The sequence below is a fragment of the Streptosporangium sp. NPDC001681 genome, assembly GCF_040298085.1.
Classification (GTDB): Bacteria; Actinomycetota; Actinomycetes; order Streptosporangiales; family Streptosporangiaceae; genus Streptosporangium.
On sequence record NZ_JBEOZN010000033.1, the window covers coordinates 1 to 20,184 of the forward strand.

General features: G+C 69.2%; 19 protein-coding genes. 9 read left to right on the forward strand and 10 right to left on the reverse strand.

The window, feature by feature from the left end:
• Positions 1 to 141 precede the first annotated feature (141 nt).
• Genes ABT130_RS17255 through ABT130_RS17275 form a run of 5 tightly spaced genes read left to right on the forward strand, consistent with a single transcriptional unit; the run spans position 142 to position 6,504 of the window.
• The gene (locus tag ABT130_RS17255; protein ID WP_350956457.1) at positions 142 to 1,437 is read left to right on the forward strand and encodes an activator-dependent family glycosyltransferase; all 1,296 of its coding nucleotides are present in this window, start codon (positions 142 to 144) and stop codon (positions 1,435 to 1,437) included.
• 5 nt (positions 1,438 to 1,442) lie between these two features.
• Complete coding sequence (locus ABT130_RS17260; RefSeq protein WP_350956459.1) at positions 1,443 to 2,732, forward strand: activator-dependent family glycosyltransferase; 1,290 nt, start codon at positions 1,443 to 1,445, stop codon at positions 2,730 to 2,732.
• A gap of 4 nt (positions 2,733 to 2,736) precedes the next feature.
• Positions 2,737 to 3,993, forward strand: a complete 1,257-nt coding sequence (locus ABT130_RS17265) for an activator-dependent family glycosyltransferase (RefSeq protein WP_350956461.1) — start codon at positions 2,737 to 2,739, stop codon at positions 3,991 to 3,993.
• Between the two features lie 9 nt (positions 3,994 to 4,002).
• Positions 4,003 to 5,241: an activator-dependent family glycosyltransferase gene (locus ABT130_RS17270; protein ID WP_350956463.1), complete on the forward strand. Its 1,239-nt coding sequence runs from the start codon at positions 4,003 to 4,005 to the stop codon at positions 5,239 to 5,241.
• A 9-nt stretch (positions 5,242 to 5,250) separates the two neighbouring features.
• The gene (locus tag ABT130_RS17275; protein WP_350956465.1) at positions 5,251 to 6,504 is read left to right on the forward strand and encodes an activator-dependent family glycosyltransferase; all 1,254 of its coding nucleotides are present in this window, start codon (positions 5,251 to 5,253) and stop codon (positions 6,502 to 6,504) included.
• Positions 6,505 to 6,550: 46 nt separating this feature from the next.
• On the opposite strand, the gene ABT130_RS17280 is transcribed toward ABT130_RS17275, so the two are convergent.
• The 4 genes from ABT130_RS17280 to rfbA all read right to left on the reverse strand — a co-directional run bounded on the left by ABT130_RS17280 (position 6,551) and on the right by rfbA (position 11,148).
• The gene (locus ABT130_RS17280) at positions 6,551 to 7,480 is read right to left on the reverse strand and encodes an SAM-dependent methyltransferase (RefSeq protein WP_350956466.1); all 930 of its coding nucleotides are present in this window, start codon (positions 7,478 to 7,480) and stop codon (positions 6,551 to 6,553) included.
• Positions 7,477 to 9,000, reverse strand: coding sequence for an aromatic amino acid lyase (locus tag ABT130_RS17285; protein ID WP_350956468.1), 1,524 nt, complete (start codon positions 8,998 to 9,000; stop codon positions 7,477 to 7,479). The genes ABT130_RS17280 and ABT130_RS17285 overlap by 4 nt, the downstream gene beginning before the upstream one ends.
• On the reverse strand, positions 8,997 to 10,196 hold the full coding sequence (locus ABT130_RS17290) for an AMP-binding protein (RefSeq protein WP_350956469.1): 1,200 nt from the start codon (positions 10,194 to 10,196) through the stop codon (positions 8,997 to 8,999). The genes ABT130_RS17285 and ABT130_RS17290 overlap by 4 nt, the downstream gene beginning before the upstream one ends.
• A 79-nt stretch (positions 10,197 to 10,275) precedes the next feature.
• The gene (rfbA, locus tag ABT130_RS17295; protein WP_350956471.1) at positions 10,276 to 11,148 is read right to left on the reverse strand and encodes a glucose-1-phosphate thymidylyltransferase RfbA; all 873 of its coding nucleotides are present in this window, start codon (positions 11,146 to 11,148) and stop codon (positions 10,276 to 10,278) included.
• Positions 11,149 to 11,648: 500 nt separating this feature from the next.
• Between rfbA and ABT130_RS17300 the strand changes: the two genes are divergently transcribed.
• Both ABT130_RS17300 and ABT130_RS17305 read left to right on the forward strand, forming a co-directional pair.
• Positions 11,649 to 12,959: a WD40 repeat domain-containing protein gene (locus ABT130_RS17300; protein WP_350956473.1), complete on the forward strand. Its 1,311-nt coding sequence runs from the start codon at positions 11,649 to 11,651 to the stop codon at positions 12,957 to 12,959.
• A 378-nt stretch (positions 12,960 to 13,337) separates the two neighbouring features.
• Positions 13,338 to 13,805 carry a hypothetical protein gene (locus ABT130_RS17305; protein WP_350956475.1) on the forward strand — a complete coding sequence of 156 codons (468 nt, stop codon included), beginning with the start codon at positions 13,338 to 13,340 and terminating at the stop codon, positions 13,803 to 13,805.
• A 383-nt stretch (positions 13,806 to 14,188) separates the two neighbouring features.
• On the opposite strand, the gene ABT130_RS17310 is transcribed toward ABT130_RS17305, so the two are convergent.
• Positions 14,189 to 14,875: an SDR family oxidoreductase gene (locus ABT130_RS17310; protein WP_350929177.1), complete on the reverse strand. Its 687-nt coding sequence runs from the start codon at positions 14,873 to 14,875 to the stop codon at positions 14,189 to 14,191.
• 85 nt (positions 14,876 to 14,960) lie between these two features.
• Here ABT130_RS17310 and ABT130_RS17315 point away from each other — a divergent pair, with 85 nt between their 5' ends.
• Both ABT130_RS17315 and ABT130_RS17320 read left to right on the forward strand, forming a co-directional pair.
• Positions 14,961 to 15,539, forward strand: coding sequence for a TetR/AcrR family transcriptional regulator (locus ABT130_RS17315; RefSeq protein WP_350956477.1), 579 nt, complete (start codon positions 14,961 to 14,963; stop codon positions 15,537 to 15,539).
• A 246-nt stretch (positions 15,540 to 15,785) separates the two neighbouring features.
• Positions 15,786 to 16,400, forward strand: a complete 615-nt coding sequence (locus ABT130_RS17320; protein ID WP_350956479.1) for a type IV toxin-antitoxin system AbiEi family antitoxin domain-containing protein — start codon at positions 15,786 to 15,788, stop codon at positions 16,398 to 16,400.
• Positions 16,401 to 16,808: 408 nt separating this feature from the next.
• Here the strand turns inward: ABT130_RS17320 and ABT130_RS17325 are convergent, their stop codons facing one another.
• The 5 genes from ABT130_RS17325 to ABT130_RS17345 all read right to left on the reverse strand — a co-directional run bounded on the left by ABT130_RS17325 (position 16,809) and on the right by ABT130_RS17345 (position 19,784).
• Complete coding sequence (locus ABT130_RS17325; protein WP_350956481.1) at positions 16,809 to 16,946, reverse strand: hypothetical protein; 138 nt, start codon at positions 16,944 to 16,946, stop codon at positions 16,809 to 16,811.
• 114 nt (positions 16,947 to 17,060) lie between these two features.
• Positions 17,061 to 17,675 carry a transposase gene (locus ABT130_RS17330; protein ID WP_350956483.1) on the reverse strand — a complete coding sequence of 205 codons (615 nt, stop codon included), beginning with the start codon at positions 17,673 to 17,675 and terminating at the stop codon, positions 17,061 to 17,063.
• Complete coding sequence (locus ABT130_RS17335) at positions 17,584 to 18,579, reverse strand: TIGR04500 family putative peptide maturation system protein (protein WP_350956485.1); 996 nt, start codon at positions 18,577 to 18,579, stop codon at positions 17,584 to 17,586. The genes ABT130_RS17330 and ABT130_RS17335 overlap by 92 nt, the downstream gene beginning before the upstream one ends.
• Positions 18,576 to 19,568 (reverse strand): MvdC/MvdD family ATP grasp protein, encoded by a 993-nt coding sequence (locus tag ABT130_RS17340; protein ID WP_350956487.1) that lies wholly within the window; start codon positions 19,566 to 19,568, stop codon positions 18,576 to 18,578. Before ABT130_RS17340 ends, ABT130_RS17335 begins: the two co-directional genes overlap by 4 nt.
• Positions 19,569 to 19,622: 54 nt before the next feature.
• Positions 19,623 to 19,784, reverse strand: a complete 162-nt coding sequence (locus ABT130_RS17345) for a hypothetical protein (RefSeq protein ID WP_350956489.1) — start codon at positions 19,782 to 19,784, stop codon at positions 19,623 to 19,625.
• Positions 19,785 to 20,184 lie beyond the last annotated feature (400 nt).

Consider the following 20,184-nt stretch of genomic DNA (forward strand, 5'->3'; position numbering starts at 1 on the left):
AACCTGCTCCGGCTACTGACCGAACCCTCCTTCCGCCACCGCGCCCACGACCTGCGCGACGAGATCCACGCCCTGCCCTCCCCCAACCAGCTCGTTCCCCAGCTGGAAGAGCTCACCGCGAAACACCGCTGAGGAGAAACGATGCGCATCCTGTTCACGACGTATCCCGAGAGGACACACTTCCTGCTGCTGGCTCCGCTGGCCTGGGCGCTGCGCACCGCGGGTCACGAGGTCCGCGTCGCGGTCCAGCCCAAGTTCGCCCACGTGGTCACCCAGGCCGGGCTGACGGCGGTGCCCATCGGCACCGACCGCGACCTGTGGCAGTACCTCGGCCGCCTCAAGGAGATGGCCGACGCGAAGAAGGAGTGGACCGGCAGCAAGGAGGTGGGCTGGCCCACGCCGTACGCCGCGGCGGAGTGGCCGGCCGAGAATGTCACCTGGGACTACCTGCACGACGGGTACAAGCTGCAGATCCACCAGTGGCACAAGCAGAGCAACACCCCGATGATCAACAGCCTGGTGGAGTTCGCCCAGAGCTGGCAGCCCGACCTGGTCATCTGGGAACCCACCACCTACGCCGGCGCGATCGCGGCCAAGGCCTGCGGTGCCGCGCACGCCCGCCTGCTGATCGGCGCGGACGTCTACGGCATCACCAGGGACCACTTCCTGCGCCTGCAGGCCGAGCGCCCCGTCGAGGAGCGCGCCGACCCGATGGCCGACTGGCTGGGCGGCTACGCCCGCAAGTACGGCTTCGAGTTCGACGAGGACATGATCACCGGCCAGTTCACCATCGACATGCTGCCGCCCTCGCTGCGGATGCGGGCCGACCTGAAGTACGCCCCGCTCCGGTACACCCAGTACGGCGGCGCCGCCGTCGTCCCGAAATGGCTGTGGACCCAGCCCGAGCGCACCCGCGTCGCCATCACCATGGGACTCACCGTCACCGACCGCGACGTCGGTTACCCCGTCGACGTGCAGGACCTCTTCGACGCCCTGGGCGACCTCGACATCGAGGTCATCGCCACGATCGTGGAGGAGGAGCAGGCCAAGCTCGACCGGGTTCCCGACAACATCAAGATGGTGCCCTACGTACCGCTTCAGGCGTTGCTGCCCACCTGCTCGGCCATCATCCATCACGCCGGAGTGGGCACCCTCGCCTCCACCGCCCTGCAGGGACTGCCCCAGCTCGCGTTGCCGTGGGACGTCGACCAGCCGGCCCTGGCCGAGCGGCTGGCCGCGCGGGGCGCCGGACTGGCCGTGCACGCCACCAAGGCGACCGGCCCGGTGGTCCGTGAGAACCTGCTGCGGCTGCTGAACGAGCCGGCCTTCCGCCAGGGCGCCGACCGGTTGCGCGAGGAGTTCCTCGCCATGCCCACCCCGAACGAGTTCGTCCCGCGACTCCTCGAACTCGTCGCCGAGCACAGCGGGACCCGGTGACGCCGATGCGCGTCCTGTTCGTCACCTACCCGGAGAAGACACACTTCCTGAGCATGGCACCGCTGGCGTGGGCGCTGCGCACCGCGGGCCACGAGGTCCGCGTCGCCAGCCAGTCCGTCTTCACCGACGTCATCACCCAGGCCGGGCTCACCGCCGTCCCCCTGGGCCGCGACACCGACCTGTGGCAGCTCATGAGCCGGAACCTCACCTGGATCGGGTCGGGGGTCAGCGGGCTGCCCATCCCGTACGACGCGGCCGAGTGGCAGCCGCGGGAGATCACCTGGAGCTATCTCAAGGACGGCTACGACATCCAGGTCGGCCGCTGGCACAAGGTGAGCAACGTCCCGTTGATCGCTGATCTGGTGAGGTTCGCCCAGAGCTGGCAGCCCGACCTGGTGATCTGGGAACCCACCACCTACGCCGGTGCGATCGCCGCCGAGGCCTGCGGCGCCGCGCACGCCCGCCTGCTGTTCAGCGTGGACACCCTCGGGGTGACCCGCGAACACTATCTGCGGCTCAAGGAGCAGCAGCCGCCCGGGGAGCGGGCCGACGCGCTCGCCGACTGGCTGTCCCCCTATGCCCGCAAGCACGGCTTCGAGTTCGGCGAGGACCTCGTCACCGGCCAGTTCACGATCACCCTGCTGCCGCGTTCCCTGCGGATGGACGCCGACCTGGACTACCTGCCGATGCGTTACGTGCCCTACAGCGGCGCGGCGGTCATGCCGTCGTGGCTGTGGAAACGGCCCGAACGGCCCAGGGTCGCGCTGACGATGGGGCTCAGCGGCGCCGACCACGGGGCGGGTTACTGGTTCGACCTGCAGGACATCCTGGACTCGCTGGCCGATCTGGACATCGAGCTCGTCGCCACCGTCCCGGAGGCGGAGCAGCGGAAACTCGCCTCGGTCCCGGAGAACGCCCGGCTCGTTCCGTTCGTACCGCTGGCGGACCTCGTCCCCACCTGCGATGCCGTGATACACCACGCCGGGTTCGGCACCCTGGCCACCACCGCGCTGAACGCGGTCCCGCAGCTGATCATCCCGTGGGACAACGACGGCCCCGCCCTGGCCAGGCGGATCGCCGCCCAGGGCGCCGGTCTCGCCGTCCACAGCAACCAGGCCATCGGTGTGCTCCTCCGGGAACGACTGCTGCGGCTGCTGAACGAATCCCGGTTCCGCCGGAGCGCGGACCTGTTGCGCGAGGAGATGTTGGCGATGCCGACCCCGAACGAGATGGCGGTCCAGCTCGAAGAGCGGGTGGCGTCGTACCGGCGACCCGCCGTGCTCGGCGGGAGGTGACGTCATGCGCGTACTGTTCGCCGCCAACCCGGAGAAGGCGCACCTGCTGGCCATGGTCCCGCTGGCGTGGGCGCTGCGCACCGCGGGCCACGAGGTCCGCGTCGCCAGCCAGCCCGCCTTCGCCGACATCATCACCCAGGCCGGCCTCACCGCCGTCCCCGTCGGCCGCGACGCCGACCTGTGGCAACTGCTCGCCCGCGACCACCGCATCCCGGACTGGTCCTGGGAGCCCGCCTACGGCCTTCCCACGCCATACGATGTCGCCGAGTTTCCGGCGAAGGCCACTCGGGAGTATCTGACCACGGGGTACGCCGAGGTGCAGCAGTCGTGGCACCGGCCGGCCTGTCTGCCGATCATCGCCGGGCTGGTGGACTTCGCGCGGCACTGGCGGCCCGACCTCGTCATCTGGGAACCGCTCACCTTCGCCGGGCCCATCGCCGCCAAGGCCTGCGGCGCCGCGCACGCCCGGCTGCCGTGGAGTCTGGACATCTTCGGCCTCACCCGGGACCGTTTCCTGCGGCTCGGCGACGAGCGGGCCGACCCGCTCCGCGACTGGCTGGAAGGCTACGGCCGCAAGCACGGTTTCGCGTTCGACGAGGAGATGATCACCGGCCACTTCACCGTCGACCAGTTGCCCGCCTCGCTGAGCATGCGGGCCGACCTCGACTACGTCCCCATGCGGTACGTCCCCTACGGCGGACCCGCCGTCGTGCCGAAATGGCTGTGGACCGCCCCCGAACGCCCGCGGGTCGCCCTGACGATGGGCCTGAGCCTCACCGATCACCAGGCGGGCTACTCGGTCAGCGTGCAGGAGATCCTCGACGCGCTGGCCGATCTGGACATCGAGGTCGTCGCCACCATCGCCGCGACCGAGCAGGACAAACTCGACCGCGTCCCCGCCAACGCCCGCCTCGTCTCCTACGTGCCGCTGCACGCGCTGGCGCCGACCTGCTCGGTGGTCATCAGCCACGGCGGCTTCGGCACCGTGCTCACCACCGCCAGGAACGCGGTCCCCCAGCTCGCCATGCCGTGGGACTTCGACGGACCGCTGTTCGCCCGGCAGGTCGCCGACCAGGGCGCGGCGCTGGTCGTCGCGGCCGATCGGGCGAGCGGCGCGGTCGTCAGGGAGAACGTGCTGCGACTGCTCGGCGAACCCGGCTTCCGCGAGCGCGCCGCCGACCTCCGTGACGAGATCCACGCGATGCCGAGCCCCAACGAGCTCGTCCCCCGGCTCGAAGAGCTCACCGCGAAACACCGCTGAGGAGACACGATGCGCATCCTGTTCGCCACCGTCCCGGAAAAGACGATCTTTCTGCCCATGGTGCCGCTGGCCTGGGCGCTGCGCACCGCCGGGCACGAGGTCCGCGTCGCCAGCCAGCCGGCCTTCGCCGACGTCATCACCCAGGCCGGGCTGACCGCCGTCCCCGTCGGCCGCGACGTCGACACCGTGCGGCTCTTCCAGTGGTACGGCATGACGAGCGACCAGTTCGAGGAGGTCCGGATCGGGCTGCCCGCGCCGTACGACGTGGCCGAGGACCCCGATCGCTACACCTGGGAGACCATGCTGCAGGCCTGCCGGGACATGGCCGAGGGGGATCGGGCGGAGAGCTTCCCGATGGTCGCGGGCATGGCCGACTTCGCCCGGCAGTGGAAGCCCGACCTCATCGTCTGGTCGTCGTTCTGTTACGCCGCGCCGATCGCCGCCAAGGCCTGCGGTGCCGCGCACGCCCGCATGCTGTTCGGTGCCGACGTCTTCGGGGTGGCCAGGGAGCGGTTCCTGGAGTTCAAGGGGGATGAGGACCCGGTGGCGGACTGGATGGGCGCCTACGGCCGCAAGTACGGCTTCGAGTTCACCCAGGACATGGTCACCGGCGACTTCACCGTCGACCTGCTACCCGACTCGCTGAGCGTCCGGGCCGACCTGGACTACCTGCCGATACGCCACGTCCCCTACGGCGGCGCCGCCACCGTGCCGAAGTGGCTTCAGGTTCCCCAGGAACGGCCCCGCGTCGCCCTCAGCTTCGGACTCACCGCCACCGGCATGTTCGCCGGATACACCGCCGACGTACGCGGCATCCTCGACTCGCTGGCCGACCTCGACATCGAGGTGGTGGCCACCATCGCCGACTCGGCGCGGGAGAAGCTGGGCACCGTCCCCGACAACGCCCGGCTGGTGTCGTACGTGCCGCTGCACGCGCTGATGCCGACCTGCTCGGCGGTCGTCAACCACGGCGGTGTCGGCACCGTGCTCAACAGCGCCCTGTACGCGGTCCCCCAGCTCACCATGGGCTACCACTTCGACGAGCCGATCATCGCGCGCGGGCTCGCGGCCCAGGGCTGCGCGCTGCAGGTGGGTCCCGACGTGACCGTCCGCGACGGGGTGCTCCGGCTGCTGGACGAGCCCGCCTTCGCCGGGCGCGCCGCCGACCTGCGCGACGAGATCCACGCGATGCCGAGTCCCAACGACCTCGTCCCCCGGCTCGAAGAGCTCACCGCGAAACACCGCTGAGGAGACACGATGCGTGTCCTGTTTGTCACTATTCCCGAGAAAACGATCTTCCTGCCCTCGGTGCCGCTGGCCTGGGCGCTGCGCACCGCCGGGCACGAGGTCCGCGTCGCCAGCCAGCCCTCCTTCGCCGACGTCATCACCCAGGCCGGACTCACCGCCGTCCCCGTCGGCCGCGACGCCGACTTCTGGTGGGACGTGAAGCTGGACCCGGCGCTGCTCGAACAGGCACGCGGCGGGCTGCCCATGCCCTGGGCGGTCGCCGAGGATCCGACGGGCGCCACCGGGGAGTCCATGACGGAGGCCTATCGCGGCACGGTTCAGTACGAGCAGAAGCCGCACAACTTCCCGCTGATCGCCGGCCTGGTGAACTTCGCCCGCGAGTGGCGGCCCGACCTGATCATCTGGGAGCCCTTCACCTCCGCCGGGGGCATCGCCGCCAAGGCCTGTGGCGCCGCGCACGCCCGCCTGCTGTGGAGCGCGGACGTCTTCGGCGCCACGCGGGAGCACTTCCTCCGGCTCCAGGAGACGCCGGTCGACCCGCTCGGCGAGTGGCTCGCCGGCTACGGCCGCAAGTACGGCTTCGAGTTCACCGAGGACATGGTCACCGGCCAGTTCACCATCCACCAGCTCCCCCCGCCGATCGGCGTGACGGCCGCCGGCCTGCACAACGTGCACATGCGCTACGTCGCCTACGGCGGCCCCGCCGCCGTCCCGAAGTGGCTGTGGGCGCCGCCCGAGAAGCCGCGCGTCGCCCTCACCCTCGGCACGACCGCCACCGACGTGTTCTCCGGCTACGCCGCCAACGTGCAGGACATCCTGGACGCACTGGCCGACCTGGACATCGAGGTCGTCGCCACGATCGCCGAGGCCGAGCAGAAGAAGCTCGCCCGCGTCCCCGCCAACGCCCGCCTGGTGTCCTTCGTGCCGCTGCACGCGCTCGTGCCCACCTGCTCGGCGGTCATCCACCACGGCGGGGCGGGCACGCTGAGCACGGTCGCGCTGCACGGGGTGCCGCAGCTCGCCCTGCCGTACCACTTCGAGGGGCCGCTGCTGGGCAGGACGCTGACCGAACACGGCGCCGGGCTGGCCATCCCCTCCGCCCTCGGGACCGGGCGGGCCGTCCGGGAGGCCCTGCTCCGGCTGCTGGACGAACCGGCGTTCCGGAAGCGCGCCGAGGACCTCCGGGACGAGATGCACGATCTGCCCACGCCCAACGAGCTCGTCCCGCAGCTGGAAGAGCTCGTCGCCAAATACCGCCCATAGGGAAAGGACCCCGGGGACGCGGTGCCCCGGGGTCCTTTCCCCATCGTCACGGCCGGTGCGCGACCACGATCAGCATCCCGTCGGGCTGCGGCCCGTTCTCCACCTCCACCCAGTCCACGCCCTCGCCGTGGTCGTGGATGCGGATCATGTCGGGGGGCAGCTCACCGTACGCGTCCATCTCCGCGTAGATCTTCCGGTACGTGTACTTCGTGTGCTCGGTGATGTCGGTGATCTCGTCGATGACCAGGCCGGCGCCGCGCCCGAACCGCCAGTAGTCGCTGGCGCGCACCGGCGACGCCTGCCGCCAGGCGTCCAGCACCTCGGTCAGGATGGCCACCGCCATCTCGTCCTCCTCCTCGTTCCCCCGCTTGATGGCGTCGGTGAGGACCAGCCGGCCGCCGGGCCGCAGGACTCGGGCGACCTGCTTCAGCACGTGCGTCCGGTCGAGGATGTGCAGGATGGAGCCGAGGGCGAGCACCGCGTCGAAGGAACCGGCCTCGAACGGGAGGTCCATCGCGTCGGCGACCCGGAAGTCGACCAGGTCGGCCACCCCCTCCGCCTGGGCCAGCGCGGTGGCCTGCGCGACGTCCTCCGTGCTGACCGAGATGCCGACCACCCGCGCGCCGGTCGTCTTGGCGAGCCGCACCGCAGGCTTGCCGGTGCCGCAGCCGAGATCCAGTACCGTGTCGCCCGCTTCGACCCGGAGCTTGATGATCATGATTTCGGTCAGCCGCTCGGTGGCCGCCTTCAGATCGCTGTCGTCGTCCGGGCCCAGCCAGTACCCGAGGTGCATGCTGCCCGCGAAGATGTCGGTGAGCACCCGGCCGTTCCGGTCGTAGAACTCCCCGACCTCCTTGGCGGACGGCGCCTGTACCGTCTTGCCGCTCCCCGCGCTCGGGTGGAAGTCGCGCGTGGTCAACGACTCGGGAGCGGCGGTGAAGTCGCGCGCGCTGGCCCGCAACCGATCAAGACTCATGCGCCGCTCCCGGCGAGCGCCGCGGCGGCGTGCCGGTCGAGCAGGTCGCGGGCGTCCCGCACCTCCTGGGCCATCGGCCGGTCGGCGTCCAGCGGCGGGGAGATCTCGGCCAGCTCCGCCCAGATCCCGTCGGCCTGGGGCTCCTCGCCGACCATCACGGCGAGCTGGGCCACGCCCAGGGCCAGCGAGCCGATGGCCAGCCAGCCCAGCTCCAGGCCGTCGGCGACCGCGTTCGCCCCGTTGAGCGCCATCGGGACGTGGTCCTGGTTCCAGCCGTTGGTCGGCAGCGTGGTCAGCGAGGCCGGGTAGACGACCTGCCTGATCCGGGAGACGAACGACGTCGCGCTGATGTGCACGCCCGCCAGCCCGCAGCCCCGGCCGGCCCTCGGCGTGAGCATGGGCGGCAGGTCTCCGTTGGTGGCCGGGCTGAGCAGCAGGCCGAGCTGCCGCTCGGCCAGGTAGGCGGCCATGTGCAGGGAGAGCCCGATCTGGTCGGAGGCGAGGCCGACCGGCATGGCGTGGAAGTTGCCGCCGTGCAGGATCTGGCCCTCGTAGGCGATCGGGTTGTCCTGGCAACCGCTCGCCTCCCTGGCCAGCACGTCACCCGCCGAGGTGAGCTGGTCGAGCACCGCGCCGAGCACCTGCGGCGCGCACCGCAGGCTGTACGGCTCCTGCAGCGGCCGCCGCTCGTCCCGGACCAGGCCCGCGGGCAGTTCCTGCCTGATCCACCTGGCCGCGGTGAGCTGCCCGAGCTGGCCGCGGGCGAACGCGTGGCCGTCGTCGTAGTGCTCGCTGTTGGCCCGCAGCAGGGTGGCCAGCCGGCCGGTCAGCATGGCCGCCGCCCGGACCAGCCGCACCGCCGACTGGTGGTTGAGGATGGACACCGCCAGGCTCGCGCCGGTGCCGTTGACGAAGGCGAGCGCCTCCCTGACCGGCCACTCGAACGGCTCGGCGCCCAGCGCCGCGAGCGCCTCCCTGGCGGGCCGCGTCTCCCAGCCGCCGTCGGCGCCGCGCATCCACGCCTCGCCGAATCCGGTGAAGGTCAGTGCCGCGTGTGCCAGCGGCTGCAGGTCCCCGCTCGCGCTGACCGTGCCGTCCCGCGGGATCACCGGCGTGAAACCGGCGTTCCACAGGTCGGCCAGGGTCTGCCAGAACTCCGGTGAGACCGCCGAGAACCCCCGGCGCATGCTGTTGAGACGCAGCCAGAAGATGAGCCGGGACACCTCCGGGCTCAGCGGCCTGCCCTGGCCGGTGCCCAGGTGCGAGATCAGCGAGCTGCCCTGCTCCATCTCCGACTCCGCGGCGTACGTGACGAGCGGGCCGAATCCCTGGGTGAGGCCGTAGATGGGCTGGTCGGCGGCCAGGTGCTTGGCGACGGTCGCCGCGCTGGCCTCCATCCTGGCGATGTCGGCGTCGTCGCACGGATCGACCCGGCCCTCCCAGGAGGCGCTCCTGGCGATCTCCGCCAGGTACGCCGCACCGGTCGTCTCGCTGCTCGTCATCTCGGCGGTCAGTGTCACTTTGCTACCTCTGCTTCAGTTGCCTCAGTGGTGGGTGATGTCTGGAGGTGCCGCACCTTGCCCAGTGCGGACCGCTCGATCCTGGGCACCTCGTGCACGCGCTTCGGGCGGACCCCGATCCGGTCGAACGCGGTGGACAGGTCGAGGTCGGCCAGTTCCGTGCCCGGCTTCAGCACGACCAGCAGGTCGACGTGCTCGCCGATCATCCGGTCGGCGACGGGGACGACCGCGAGGTCCTCGCAGTCCAGCACGGCGCGCAGCGCGTGCTCGACCTCGTCCAGGTTGATCCGGCGGCCGTTCACCTTGACCAGCCGGGTGCGGCGACCGGCGAACCGGAACGTCCGCTCGTCCAGCGGCTGGACGTGGTCGTCCGCCTCCCAGAGCGGCGGTGGCCGCTCGTCCGGCCGGAACGCCAGCCGGGGACTGCGGATCACGAGCGGTATCTCCCCGTCGTCCGGTGACCCGTCGCCGTTCTGCCCTTCGCCGTTCGTCCCGGCGGGTTCGGGATCGGACACGAACTCGGGCTTGGATCCGGGCTCGGCGAAGGACACGTCGCGGAAGAGGGTCCAGGGGGGAGGTTCGCCCTCCCGCCAGCGCCGGGTCGCGATGCCGCCCGCCTCGGTGGAGCCCAGCACCTCCACGATGAGCGCCCGGTCCGGGCCCGCCTCGGCGAGGAACTCCCCGGCCGTCGCGGGGAGCATCGCGCCGCCGTACAGCACGGTGATGTGCTCCATCTCGCGGACCCACTCCATGTGCTGCAACAGCAACGTGAAGATCCACGGTGTCGCCACCACCACGACCCGCCGCTGCTCGATCGGCGGCATGACACCGTAGAACGTCGGTTTGTACCAGACCGGCAGCCGGAGATGAGCGGGGATCAGCACGCTCGCCAGCGCCCCGTACAGGTGGATCGGGGGAACGCAGGAGACGACCGCCTCCGGCTTCTCCGGTTCGATCAGCTCGGCGAGCATGCCCGCCTCCAGCCAGACGTTCTCCCGTAGCCGCCGCCAGCACCGGCTCGGACCCGTGCTCCCCGAGGTGTGAAAATCGATGGTCGGCGGCAGGGTGCCGAGCACCAGTTCCCCCGGATCGCGGTCGGCGAGGTCCCAGCGCACCTGCCAGGCCCTGTCGGTCATCGCCGGCGCGGTGAATTCAAGGGAAAGCAATTCGGCCGGGCTCAGCTCGGCATAATCCATGGCCACTCCTTTACCCCTGGCGTGCGGAAAGAGAGACGAAAGAATCGGATTTGCTGTCCCGCTGGCGGGACAGCACCGCTCAGCCGAGCGACTGGGCGATTTCCATGAGGTACTGGCCGTATTCCGAATTCTTCATCCCGGCGCCGAGCCGGTGGCAGGCGTCCGCGTCGATGTATCCCATGCGCACCGCGATCTCCTCCAGGCAGGCCACCCGGACACCCTGGCGTTTCTCGATGACCTGCACGTACTGGCTCGCGGCCAGAATCGAGTCGTGCGTGCCGGCGTCGAGCCAGGTGAAACCCCGCCCGAGCCGGACCAGGTGGGCCCGCCCCTGCTTCAGGTACGTCTGGTTGACGTCCGTGATCTCCAGCTCGCCGCGCGGCGAGGGGGCCAGGTCCCGGGCGATCTCCACGACGTCGTTGTCGTAGAGGTAGAGCCCGGTGATCGCGTCGTTCGAGCGCGGGCGGAGCGGCTTCTCCTCGATCGACACCAGCGCACCGCTGCCGTCGACCTCGCCGATGCCGTACCGCTCCGGGTCCGACACCGGGTATCCGAACATCGTGCAACCGTTCAACCTGGTACGACAGGCCCGCAGGATCCGCGGGAAGCCCGCGCCGTGGAAGACGTTGTCCCCCAGGATGAGCGCCGTCTGGTCGTTGCCGATGTAGTCCGCGCCGATGATGAACGCCTCGGCGATTCCTCGCGGTTCCGCCTGCTCGGCGTAGGAGATGTCGAGCCCCAGATGCGACCCGTCGCCCAGCAGGTTGCGTAGCGCGGGGAGGCTCTCAGGCGTTGAGATCACCAGAATGTCCCGCATGCCGGCCAGCATGAGCACGGAAAGCGGGTAATAAACCATTGGCTTGTCATAGATGGCCAGCAGCTGCTTGGACGTAGCCAATGTCAGGGGGTACATACGCGTACCGCTACCGCCGGCGAGAACGATTCCCTTCATCACCCGTCCTCTCCTCGATTTCGGGATGAATGCAGCGCAAGAGTAATCAGACTTTCGCCCGCCGGCCAAGCGTCCGACCCAGTCGTATCCCTTCGCAAGGAATGGCGATGCCGTTTATCGTGTTGACAGGTTCGCTGTCAACCGCATCGTTTCGGAAAGCCGCGGACCGGCGGTGACAGCCGTATCCGATGCACACAAGGGATTTCCCGCAAGAGATAAGAAGACGTCACGAACCCGCTCCGCGCGCTCGTCCGAACGGATCATCGGGACCAGCCGCCGTCCGGCTCGGACCCGATGTGCTCATACACCACCTCCGTGGACGCAACCGCCGGAGGAGTCAAGCGGTCAGGCAGAAAACAAGAGTGCGACAAGGCCACGGGTCTATGCGGGCGCCGGGGTCGGGGCCGGATGGGGGCATGGCCAGGTTTCTGGCAAATCTCCAGCGCCGGGATGTCTACAAGCTGATTCCAAGCCAATAGCAAGATCGACGGAGCAGGGTGATGGCGTACGTCGGCCTGCTGGAGCTGTATAAAACCGCACCCGACATCTCATCCGTCCGCGCACTCGAAGGGGAGCACATCACTTCCTCTGACCGACCTGGTCGAAGCCGTCACGTCCACTCCGGAAAAGAGCATCTGATGTCCGAGTCCGGCTCGTCGAGCACCGATGGCCCATCACGCCGTCCCGTCAAAGGGCGCATGCTGGTTACCGTCGTGGCGACCGTCGCCACCCTTGTGGTGTCCATTTTGGTCGTCCTGTTCTGGCAGTCAGACAGCCGCGAGGCTTCCTCCTCGCCCGGTGATTCCACCACGGACAAGGGTTCTGCCCCGGCGGCCCGTTCTGCGGCGACCGCCCCCTTCGGCACGCAGCTCTATGTGCAAGCCACAGGTGACGTGGAGGCGTTGGCGGTGACGGAGTTGAACGGCCGCCCGGTCGCCGTCACCGGAGGCTACGACAGGATACTGCGGATGTGGGACCTGGCCACCGGCAAGCAGGTCAACGCGCTGCCCACCGGCCACGCCACACTGATCTCCACGATTGCGGTGACGAAGTTGAACGGCCACCCGATCGCCATCACCGGCAGCACAGACATGACGGTGCGGGTGTGGGACCTGGCCACCGGCAAGCAGATCGGTGAGCCTCTTACCGGCCATGTCGACGGAGTCGGAGTAGTGGCGGTGACGCGGTTGAAGGGGCGGCAGGTCATCGTCTCCGTCGACGTGGACAAGACCGTGCGGGTGTGGGACCTGATCACCGGCAGGCAGGTCGGCGCACCGTTCAAAGGCCACAGTGATGCTGTGTGGTCAATAGCGGTGACATCACTGAATGGTCGCCCCGTCATCCTCCTTGGCACCGTAGACGGCACGGTGCAGGTTCGCGACCTGGCCACCGGCAAGCAGGTCGGCACGCCCCTTGCCGGCCACGACGACGCGCTCCGATCGGTGACGACGGCGCGGGTGGACGGCCGCACGGTCGTCGTCACCGGCGGCGACAAAGCGGTGCGGGTGTGGGACCTGGCCACCGGCAAGCTGCTTCGCGCACCGTTCGAAGGCCATACCAATGTGATCTGGTCAGCGGTCATGACGCATCTGGACGATCGCCCGGTCGTCGTCTCGGCCAGCCACGACATGACGGTGCGGGTGTGGGACCTGGCCACCGGCAAGCAGATCGGCGCACCGTTCGTCCACCCCGACGTGGTCCGGACGATGACGGTGGCCCGGTTGGACGGCCTTCCGGTTGTCATCTCCACCGATCGAAGCTCGGCCTTGCGGGCGTGGAGCCTGTCCCCGCCCTATCCGCCCATCGGTTGATCTGGTTTCCGACCGACTTGGGAAGGCACCGCGTCGCCCCGGATGTCGCAGCCCGGGGCGACCCGACCGGGCCCGGCCCCCTACAGAAGACGTCGCGCGGGACCACGCGGGCCGGCGCCCTGTGCTGCTCGCGATGATGAACCGAACATGAAGGAAGACGCATGCCTGTCCTCAACCCCGTATGTACGCCTCGCGATCGGGGAGTTCTCTCCGCGGGGAGGGGCGCCGCCCACCCCCCGGACCCGGCGGTGCGGACCGCCCGCCGCGCCAACGGTACGGCAGCCGCGGCGGTGGCGGTACTCGCCGTCTGCCTGCTCTCGGCGTGCGCGTCCGGCGGCTCCGGCGGCTCCGTCTTCCCCTCTGGGTGGGCACTGGCTGGTGAAACCGCTGCCGCAGCGGACGGTGGGCCTTCGCCTCGACGCCATGTGGCCGTCCGCCACGCGGGAGGAACTGCTGTCCAACCGACCCTCCATCGGGGGTGCTCCCGTCTACGACGCGGTGGATGCCCGCTACGAGGAGACCAAGAAGGCCAAGGGCCGCAAATGGACCAGGCTCCTCACATTCACCGGATATGACGCAAGGGTCGTCACCGACCAGTGGCAACCGGCCGTGGACGACATCCTCGGTACCTTTCTGGCGGTCGGCACACCGGGCGAAGACTTCGAGATCCCCCCGAGTCCGTTCGGCGGCTACGCCCGCTGTACCGAAACCCTGCTCCTGGACTCCGCATCGGGCATGTGTGTCTGGGCCGACGACGGCACGGTCGGAATCGTGTACGGCCCGAACTTCAACGCCACCGAACTCAGGGATCTCCTCCCCGCCTTCCGCGCCGACGTCGAACGCTGAGCGTCGGTGAAGACAGGCTCGCCGACGGGCGGAGTCGCGTGGTGGCCTGTGGATGTAGGACACCGGACGGCGATGCCCCGCCGAGCACCTCGGCGGGGCACCATTGACAGCACCCGGTCGAGGCGCGAGGCGCTGGTCCGCATGGTCCGCCGCCTGGCCGGCTGACCGTCGACAGGAGAGCGGAGGGTCCGGCCTCCGGCGCCTATCCCCTCGGTCTGCCGCTGGGCGGCGTTCGCGGTAGCTACCGCGCCAGGCGACCTCAACAGTCCAAATCTCTGCCTAATGCGCGGGCTCGACGTGGGCCCTAACCGCACCTGGTGAGAAGTCCCTACCCGGGTCGACGCCACCGGGGGCAACGTACAACGGACGCCGCGGGGTGCACCTCACACCGGGTTCGGCGTCGCGGCCAGGTTCTGCTTGACGTGCCGGGTGATGTCGTCGGCGAGGATTTCGGGGAGGCCCTTCTCGATGCCGTCCAAGGCCTGCGCCGCGACCTCGGCGGGATCGACCTTCCGCTCGGCGGGAACGCCGGCGGCCATGTCGGTGTCCATGTACCCGACGTGCAGCGCCGAGACGGTGATGCCGCGAGGTGCCAGTTCCTCGCGGATCGCGTTGGTCTGTGCCCACGCGGCGGCCTTGGCCGCCGCGTAGGACCCGGAACCGGCCGGGTGCAGCCAGGACAGCACGGACAGGACGTTGAGCACGGCGCCACCGCCGTTGCCCTCGATGACCGGGGCGAAGGCCCGCGTCACGGCGAGCGGCCCGAAGAAGTTCGTGTCCATCTCCAGCCGCACCGAGTCCAGATCACCGGCGACCAGAGGGGTGCCGGTGAAGATCCCGGCATTGTTCACCAGCAGCGTCGCGTCGGAGGCGATGCCGGTCGCGGCCCGGATCGACCCTTCGTCGGTCACATCCAGGTGGAGCGGGATGACGCCGGCCACGTCCACGCTCTCAGGGCGGCGGGCCGCCGCGTACACCTTCGCTCCGCGCTCCAGAAGCTGGATGGCCAGCTGGCGACCCAACCCCCGGTTGGCGCCGGTGACCACTGCGACCGTGTCCTTCAGTTCCATGCCTGCTCCCAGCGTCGCGGGCGGTTCCGATGACCGAGCCCGGCAATTAGATTACGTCAATAATCTAAACCGGAAGGTAGGATAGATGTCAACCGACATCCAACTTGAGAGGTGGCCGATGGGCCGCGTGTCGCAGGCGCAAGCACAGGAGAACCGCAAGCGGGTCGTGGAGGCCGCCTCCCGGCTGTTCCGCGAGCGGGGCACACAGGTCAGCGTCGCCGACCTCATGAAGGAGTGCGGGCTGACCCACGGCGGTTTCTACAAGCAGTTCGCCTCCAAGGAGGCGCTCGTCGACGAGGCCACCGCCCACGCCTTCGACGAGTTCGCCCGGCGCCGCACGGCAGGACCGGAGCGGCACGCCGCTCAGCAGGCGTTGATCGACACCTACCTCTCCGTCGAACACCGCGACAACCCGGCGGACGGTTGCCCCGTCGCCGGGCTCGCCACCGACATGGCACGGGAACTCGGTGATCACGAGGCCCACCGCGTCTACGCCGAAGGCGTGAGCGACTTCGCCGAGTTGCTCGCCACCGAAGACCAGGACGGCATCACCCGGCTGTGCACGATGCTCGGCGCACTCGTCCTGGCCCGAGCCACCAAGGGCTTCCCCCTCTCCGAGGAGATCCTCACCGCCGCACGCGCGGCCTTGACGGCGAACAGTTGATCCGGGGCACCAGGCCGGCCGGCACACCGTAGGCATGAGCCCGCCGACGCTGCCACACCGCGAGCAGGGGACCGGTACCGGTTGTTCCACGGGGCTTCCGCCCGAGGAATGTCTGCCGCAGTGCTGTGAGCGGGTCCTGCTTCGGGGGGTTCGAAGCATGCCGCGTCAAACTCCTGACGTTTCTGAAACACGTCCTCATGTATCAAACCCTCCCCCTCACCTAGGCCGATGGGGAGGATTTGATACATGAGGATGCGGGAGGATCGGGCGCCTGAGGGGCGATTGGCGGCCTTGCCGCCCACGTTCACCGCTGCTCAGGCGCGTCGTACTGGAGTCTCCTCCCGTGACCTTGCCCTGCTGGTAGCGGATGGAAAGCTCGACGAGCTGTCGCGAGGGGTCTACCGCCACGCGAGCGCTCCGGAGACAGCACATCTTGATCTGCTTGCCGTGTGTACGCGGGTCCCCCGCGCGATCGTCTGCGAAGAATCAGCTCTTGCTCTTCACGAGCTCATCGACGACATACCTCTCGCTGTTCACATCGCAGTGGCGCGCGGCAGTCATCGCCCGTCGATCTCCTATCCACCTGTCGTGGTGTCCCAGTACACAGCCGGCACATTCGACCTCGGCCGCGAAGAGTTCCAGGCCGCTCCCGGAGAGAGGATTCCTGTGTACAGCGCACCTCGGAGTGTGGTCGACGCGATGCGACATCGCCATCGGATCGGAGAGGGCCTGGCGCTTTCCGCGCTTGGCCGGTATCTACGCACCCGCGGCGGTTCGGCGGTCAGTGACCTTCAGGACATGGCCGAGAGGCTGAACGCCATGCCCGTGATCCGTCCCGCGGTCGAGGCGTTGCTGGCCTGATGCCCAACCCACCCCGCGCTGACGTCGCCGGACAGGTGTACAACGACCTGCGTACCCTGGCTCGCCGCGGCAGTCAGGGCCACTGCCGAGCACAGAGGCGTGATTCTCGAACCGCTGAGTTCCCGGATAAGCGATCTACCTGTGCGACGACAGTCCTCGTACTCGGCCTGGAGACGACGACAAGGCCGGGCTGACGCTGGTCACCCACCGGACTTCGCCGATCTGACGGATCTTGTCGCCACATTCGCGGACCCTCTCGTGGTGGGTAAAGCTGCCGAGCGTACCTGGGAGGCCGAACGCAAAGCATGGAACTGAGCCCAAGGTCACCCTTCGTAGGGTGCAATACGGGCACAAGTGAGATGGCGCGGCGAGCACGTCACGGGGGCCGACCGTACTGGCCGCGCCGGTTCAGGGGACGGTACGGGTGCGGCGGGCGAGTTCCTTCTGGTCGGCCAGTGCGACGCCGAGCCGTTCGGGGCAGCCGCGTTGGAGGAAGTGCTTGGCGCCGGCCTTGGTCTCCTGGCTGGTGAGGGGGCGGTAGCGCATCGCGATCCAGCGGCCGAGGACGGTGTCGTGGTCGATGTACCAGCCGGGGAAGGTCTGACGCAGTACGGCGAGCGGGTTTTGCTGTGTTGTCGGACCCTGCTGGTTAACTCGGCTTCATGCGGCCAGGGCGAGTTCAGCCAGTTCTAGGCGGGCCAGGTGGCTGGTGCGGGTCCGGTCGAGGGGATGGCCGTTCCACCAGGCGTTCAGGCGGATCAGGTTGAGCGCGACCGCTGAGAAGACGTGTTCGAGGTGGACCTTCTTGATCCCCCGATAGCGGGCCCGGCGGATGCCGCAGGCAGCGACGGCCTGACCGACGGTGCCCTCGCCCCCCGCCCGGATCTTGTACCTGTCGCGCCAGTCGGTTCCGTTCTGCTCAGCGCGGGCGGTATCGAGTGCCTGCTGGATCAGCTGAGGACGGATGGTGATCTGGCGTCTGTCCTTCTTGCCGGTGGTGCACAGGGTCCGGACCGGGCACGGGCGGCAGACGGCGGTGGGGAAGTTGATACTCGGCTGACGCCGGAACGCGAGCGTCGGGGTCGGACATGGACCATCGCCCTTCGAGGAGCAGGCGCGGGGCGGCCCGGTGCGCTCCAGAAGGCCGGAGCGAACCGGGCCGCCGTCAACGAGGCAGCCGAGATCAGAGCCAAAACCACTCGATCTTCGCCTTGGCCCGCCGCTCCGCCATGAAGGCGGAGAAGGCGGCCCGTCCCGCGGCGGCGAGCGTGGCATCGTCGGGCTGAGCGGGGCGGCGACGGCGTACCGCACCGAAGAGAAAGGCATCACGGTAGGGCACCGGACCGACCGCCACCCCCTCGGCGGCACCACGCAACGGCTCGGGCAGCTCGGCAGCCACCCGGTCGGCCACATGGACGGTGAGATCTCCGTCGGCACGCGTCACCGCCGCGCCCAGCGCCGCGACGGCGTCATTCTGGCCGGCCAGCTCACCGAGGACGGCTTCCGGCCCGATGGCCCACACGGCCGACACCCGGTCGAAGTCCGCTGCGTGGTCGGTGAAGTAGGCCATGGCCAATTCGGCCTGTGTGCGTCTTGTGAACCTGTTCATCCTGGCCAGGGCGAACAGATGGTTCTGGTATGCCTGCGGGGTGAGACCTACCTGGTCCAGCCAGCGCATCGTGTCGGCGCGGCTGTGCAGCCCGCGCCGCCGCCGGAAGTCGTCGGAGGCCCGCTGCAGCTCGTCCTCCGACGGCTCCTCGTCCTCCCAGGTCTCCAAGGAGAGGATGCAGTAGTCGATCAGATCATCGTGCAGGGCTCTGTCCCGCTCACCGTAGGCCCGCATCGAAAGCAGCGCTGTCTGTACGGGCAGGTCCAGGCCGTCCACGCGCAGCACCTTGCTCGCGGCCCAGTGCGTGGAGTGGTCGACCGTCCATGGCACGCCGTCCTCGGCGGAGGTGGTGAGCGCGACGGTGCCGCCGTCCGGGTGGTCGATGAGCAGGTCGTAGTCGACCAGCGGGGTGCCCGGCCGTTCGTCCACGACGAGCTGGACGCGGCAGCCGGGGTTGGCGGCACGCCAGGCCGCCACGGTCCTGCGCGCGTCGGGCACGGCGTCGCGGTGCCGCGGCAGCCCGCGCAGCACCTCGACCGCCGCGGCGAGCGTCTGCGGGTAGCCGGTCACGCGGGTACCTCCTGGCCGGCCGGGCGCTCTCCGGCCGCCAGCCAGTCGGCGATCGCCTCGGAGATGGGCAGGTCGGTGAACTCCTCCAGCCATCCCCACTGACCGTTGGGGTTCAACTCCAGGTACACGTACTCGCCTTCCGGGGTGAGGATCACGTCGATGCAGCCGAAGGCCAGGCCCAGTGACCTGACCAGTTCGACACAGCGCCGTTCCACGTCCTCGGGCAGGTGGTGAACGGCGTAGCTGATGAAGGTGCCTTCGTAGTGGCGGAAATCGTCGCGGGTCATCCGCGACGCCTGGGAGTGCATCTCGGCGGTGAACACCTGATCACCGACGACGGTGATACGCAGTTCGACCGCCTTTTCGATCTTGGGCTGAAGGATCACCGGGGCGTGCGCCAGGCGGTGACGGCTGGTGAGGTGCCGCCGGGTCACCGAGGTGGTGTAGAAGCCGTGCTCCTCCCCGTGGAGCTCGTAGGGCACCAACTCGACCTCCTTGGCGATCAACCGGCCGCCCGTCGCCGCCCAGGCGTCGGCCAGCTCCTCGGGATCGCTGGTGATGGTCGTCGCCGGCACGGTGAAGCCCAGCCCGGCGCCGGCCGCGAGGTTGACCAGCTTGTTTTGGGTACGCCGCAGCGTGTTCAGGCGGGCGGGGAACCAACGGGCGTCGAAAGTGTCGCTCCAGCCGTCCACGAAGATCCGTCCGAGCTTCGCCACGTGGTCACGGTGTCCGGGGTCCGCCACCGCGGGCGCCGCCTTCGGCGGCTGCGGGCGGCGCACCCAGACGGTGCTGACGGCCGAGGAGTCGATCTCGGCGTCGTCCGTGATCAGCGTGTGCCGCCAGGCACCGCCGACCAGGCGGGAGGTGATCCGGGCGGTGGCGGGATAGTCGCCGGGGTCCCACCAGTACACCTCGACGCCACGCTCGACGAGCTTGGGCAGGACGAGGTTGACGCCCAGGTCGTCCTTGCTGCTGAGTATCAGGATCACCGAATGCTCCTAGAAGGAGAGCGGCGCTCCGCGGAGCGCCGCTCTGCTCGATCGTTAGCCGCCGTAGTCCCAGCAGGTGTCCGGCTGACCGTTGTTGACCGAGGTACAGACCTTCGGGCTCGGCGGGGTCATCGGGGCGCGACCGCCGATGACCGCGTCCAGCACGTCGTCCGGCAGCTCGGCGCCGTGTTCCAGATCATCGATTCGAACGGTCATTCTCAACTCCTCATCGTGTTGCGGACGTTCGCCCGTCCGCATTCGTGAACAGAACAGAGCAGAACAGACGGCCCTCGGGAGACTCCGATGGAGCCGGCTCGGCGGCCTCGCTCGGATCGTCGATGCGCATCGTCGCGGAACGCCTCACTGCTTACAGAACTGGATTGTGAAAGGGCCGTCTTGCAGACGGCTGCAATGTGAGTGAGAAGCGGGTCCTGACTCGCGCGAACCCCAGGTCAGCAGGCTGACCGAGGATGCCGTCACGCCGTGCGGACCGCAAAACGGTGGAGGCCGGGCTGTCCGTCAGCCGGCCTCGGCCACTCACAAGTCCCTTCCAACCGCACGGCCCTAGCGTTCGTCAGCGACCGGTGCTCAGATTCGGCCACCGGAGAGAGAGGAC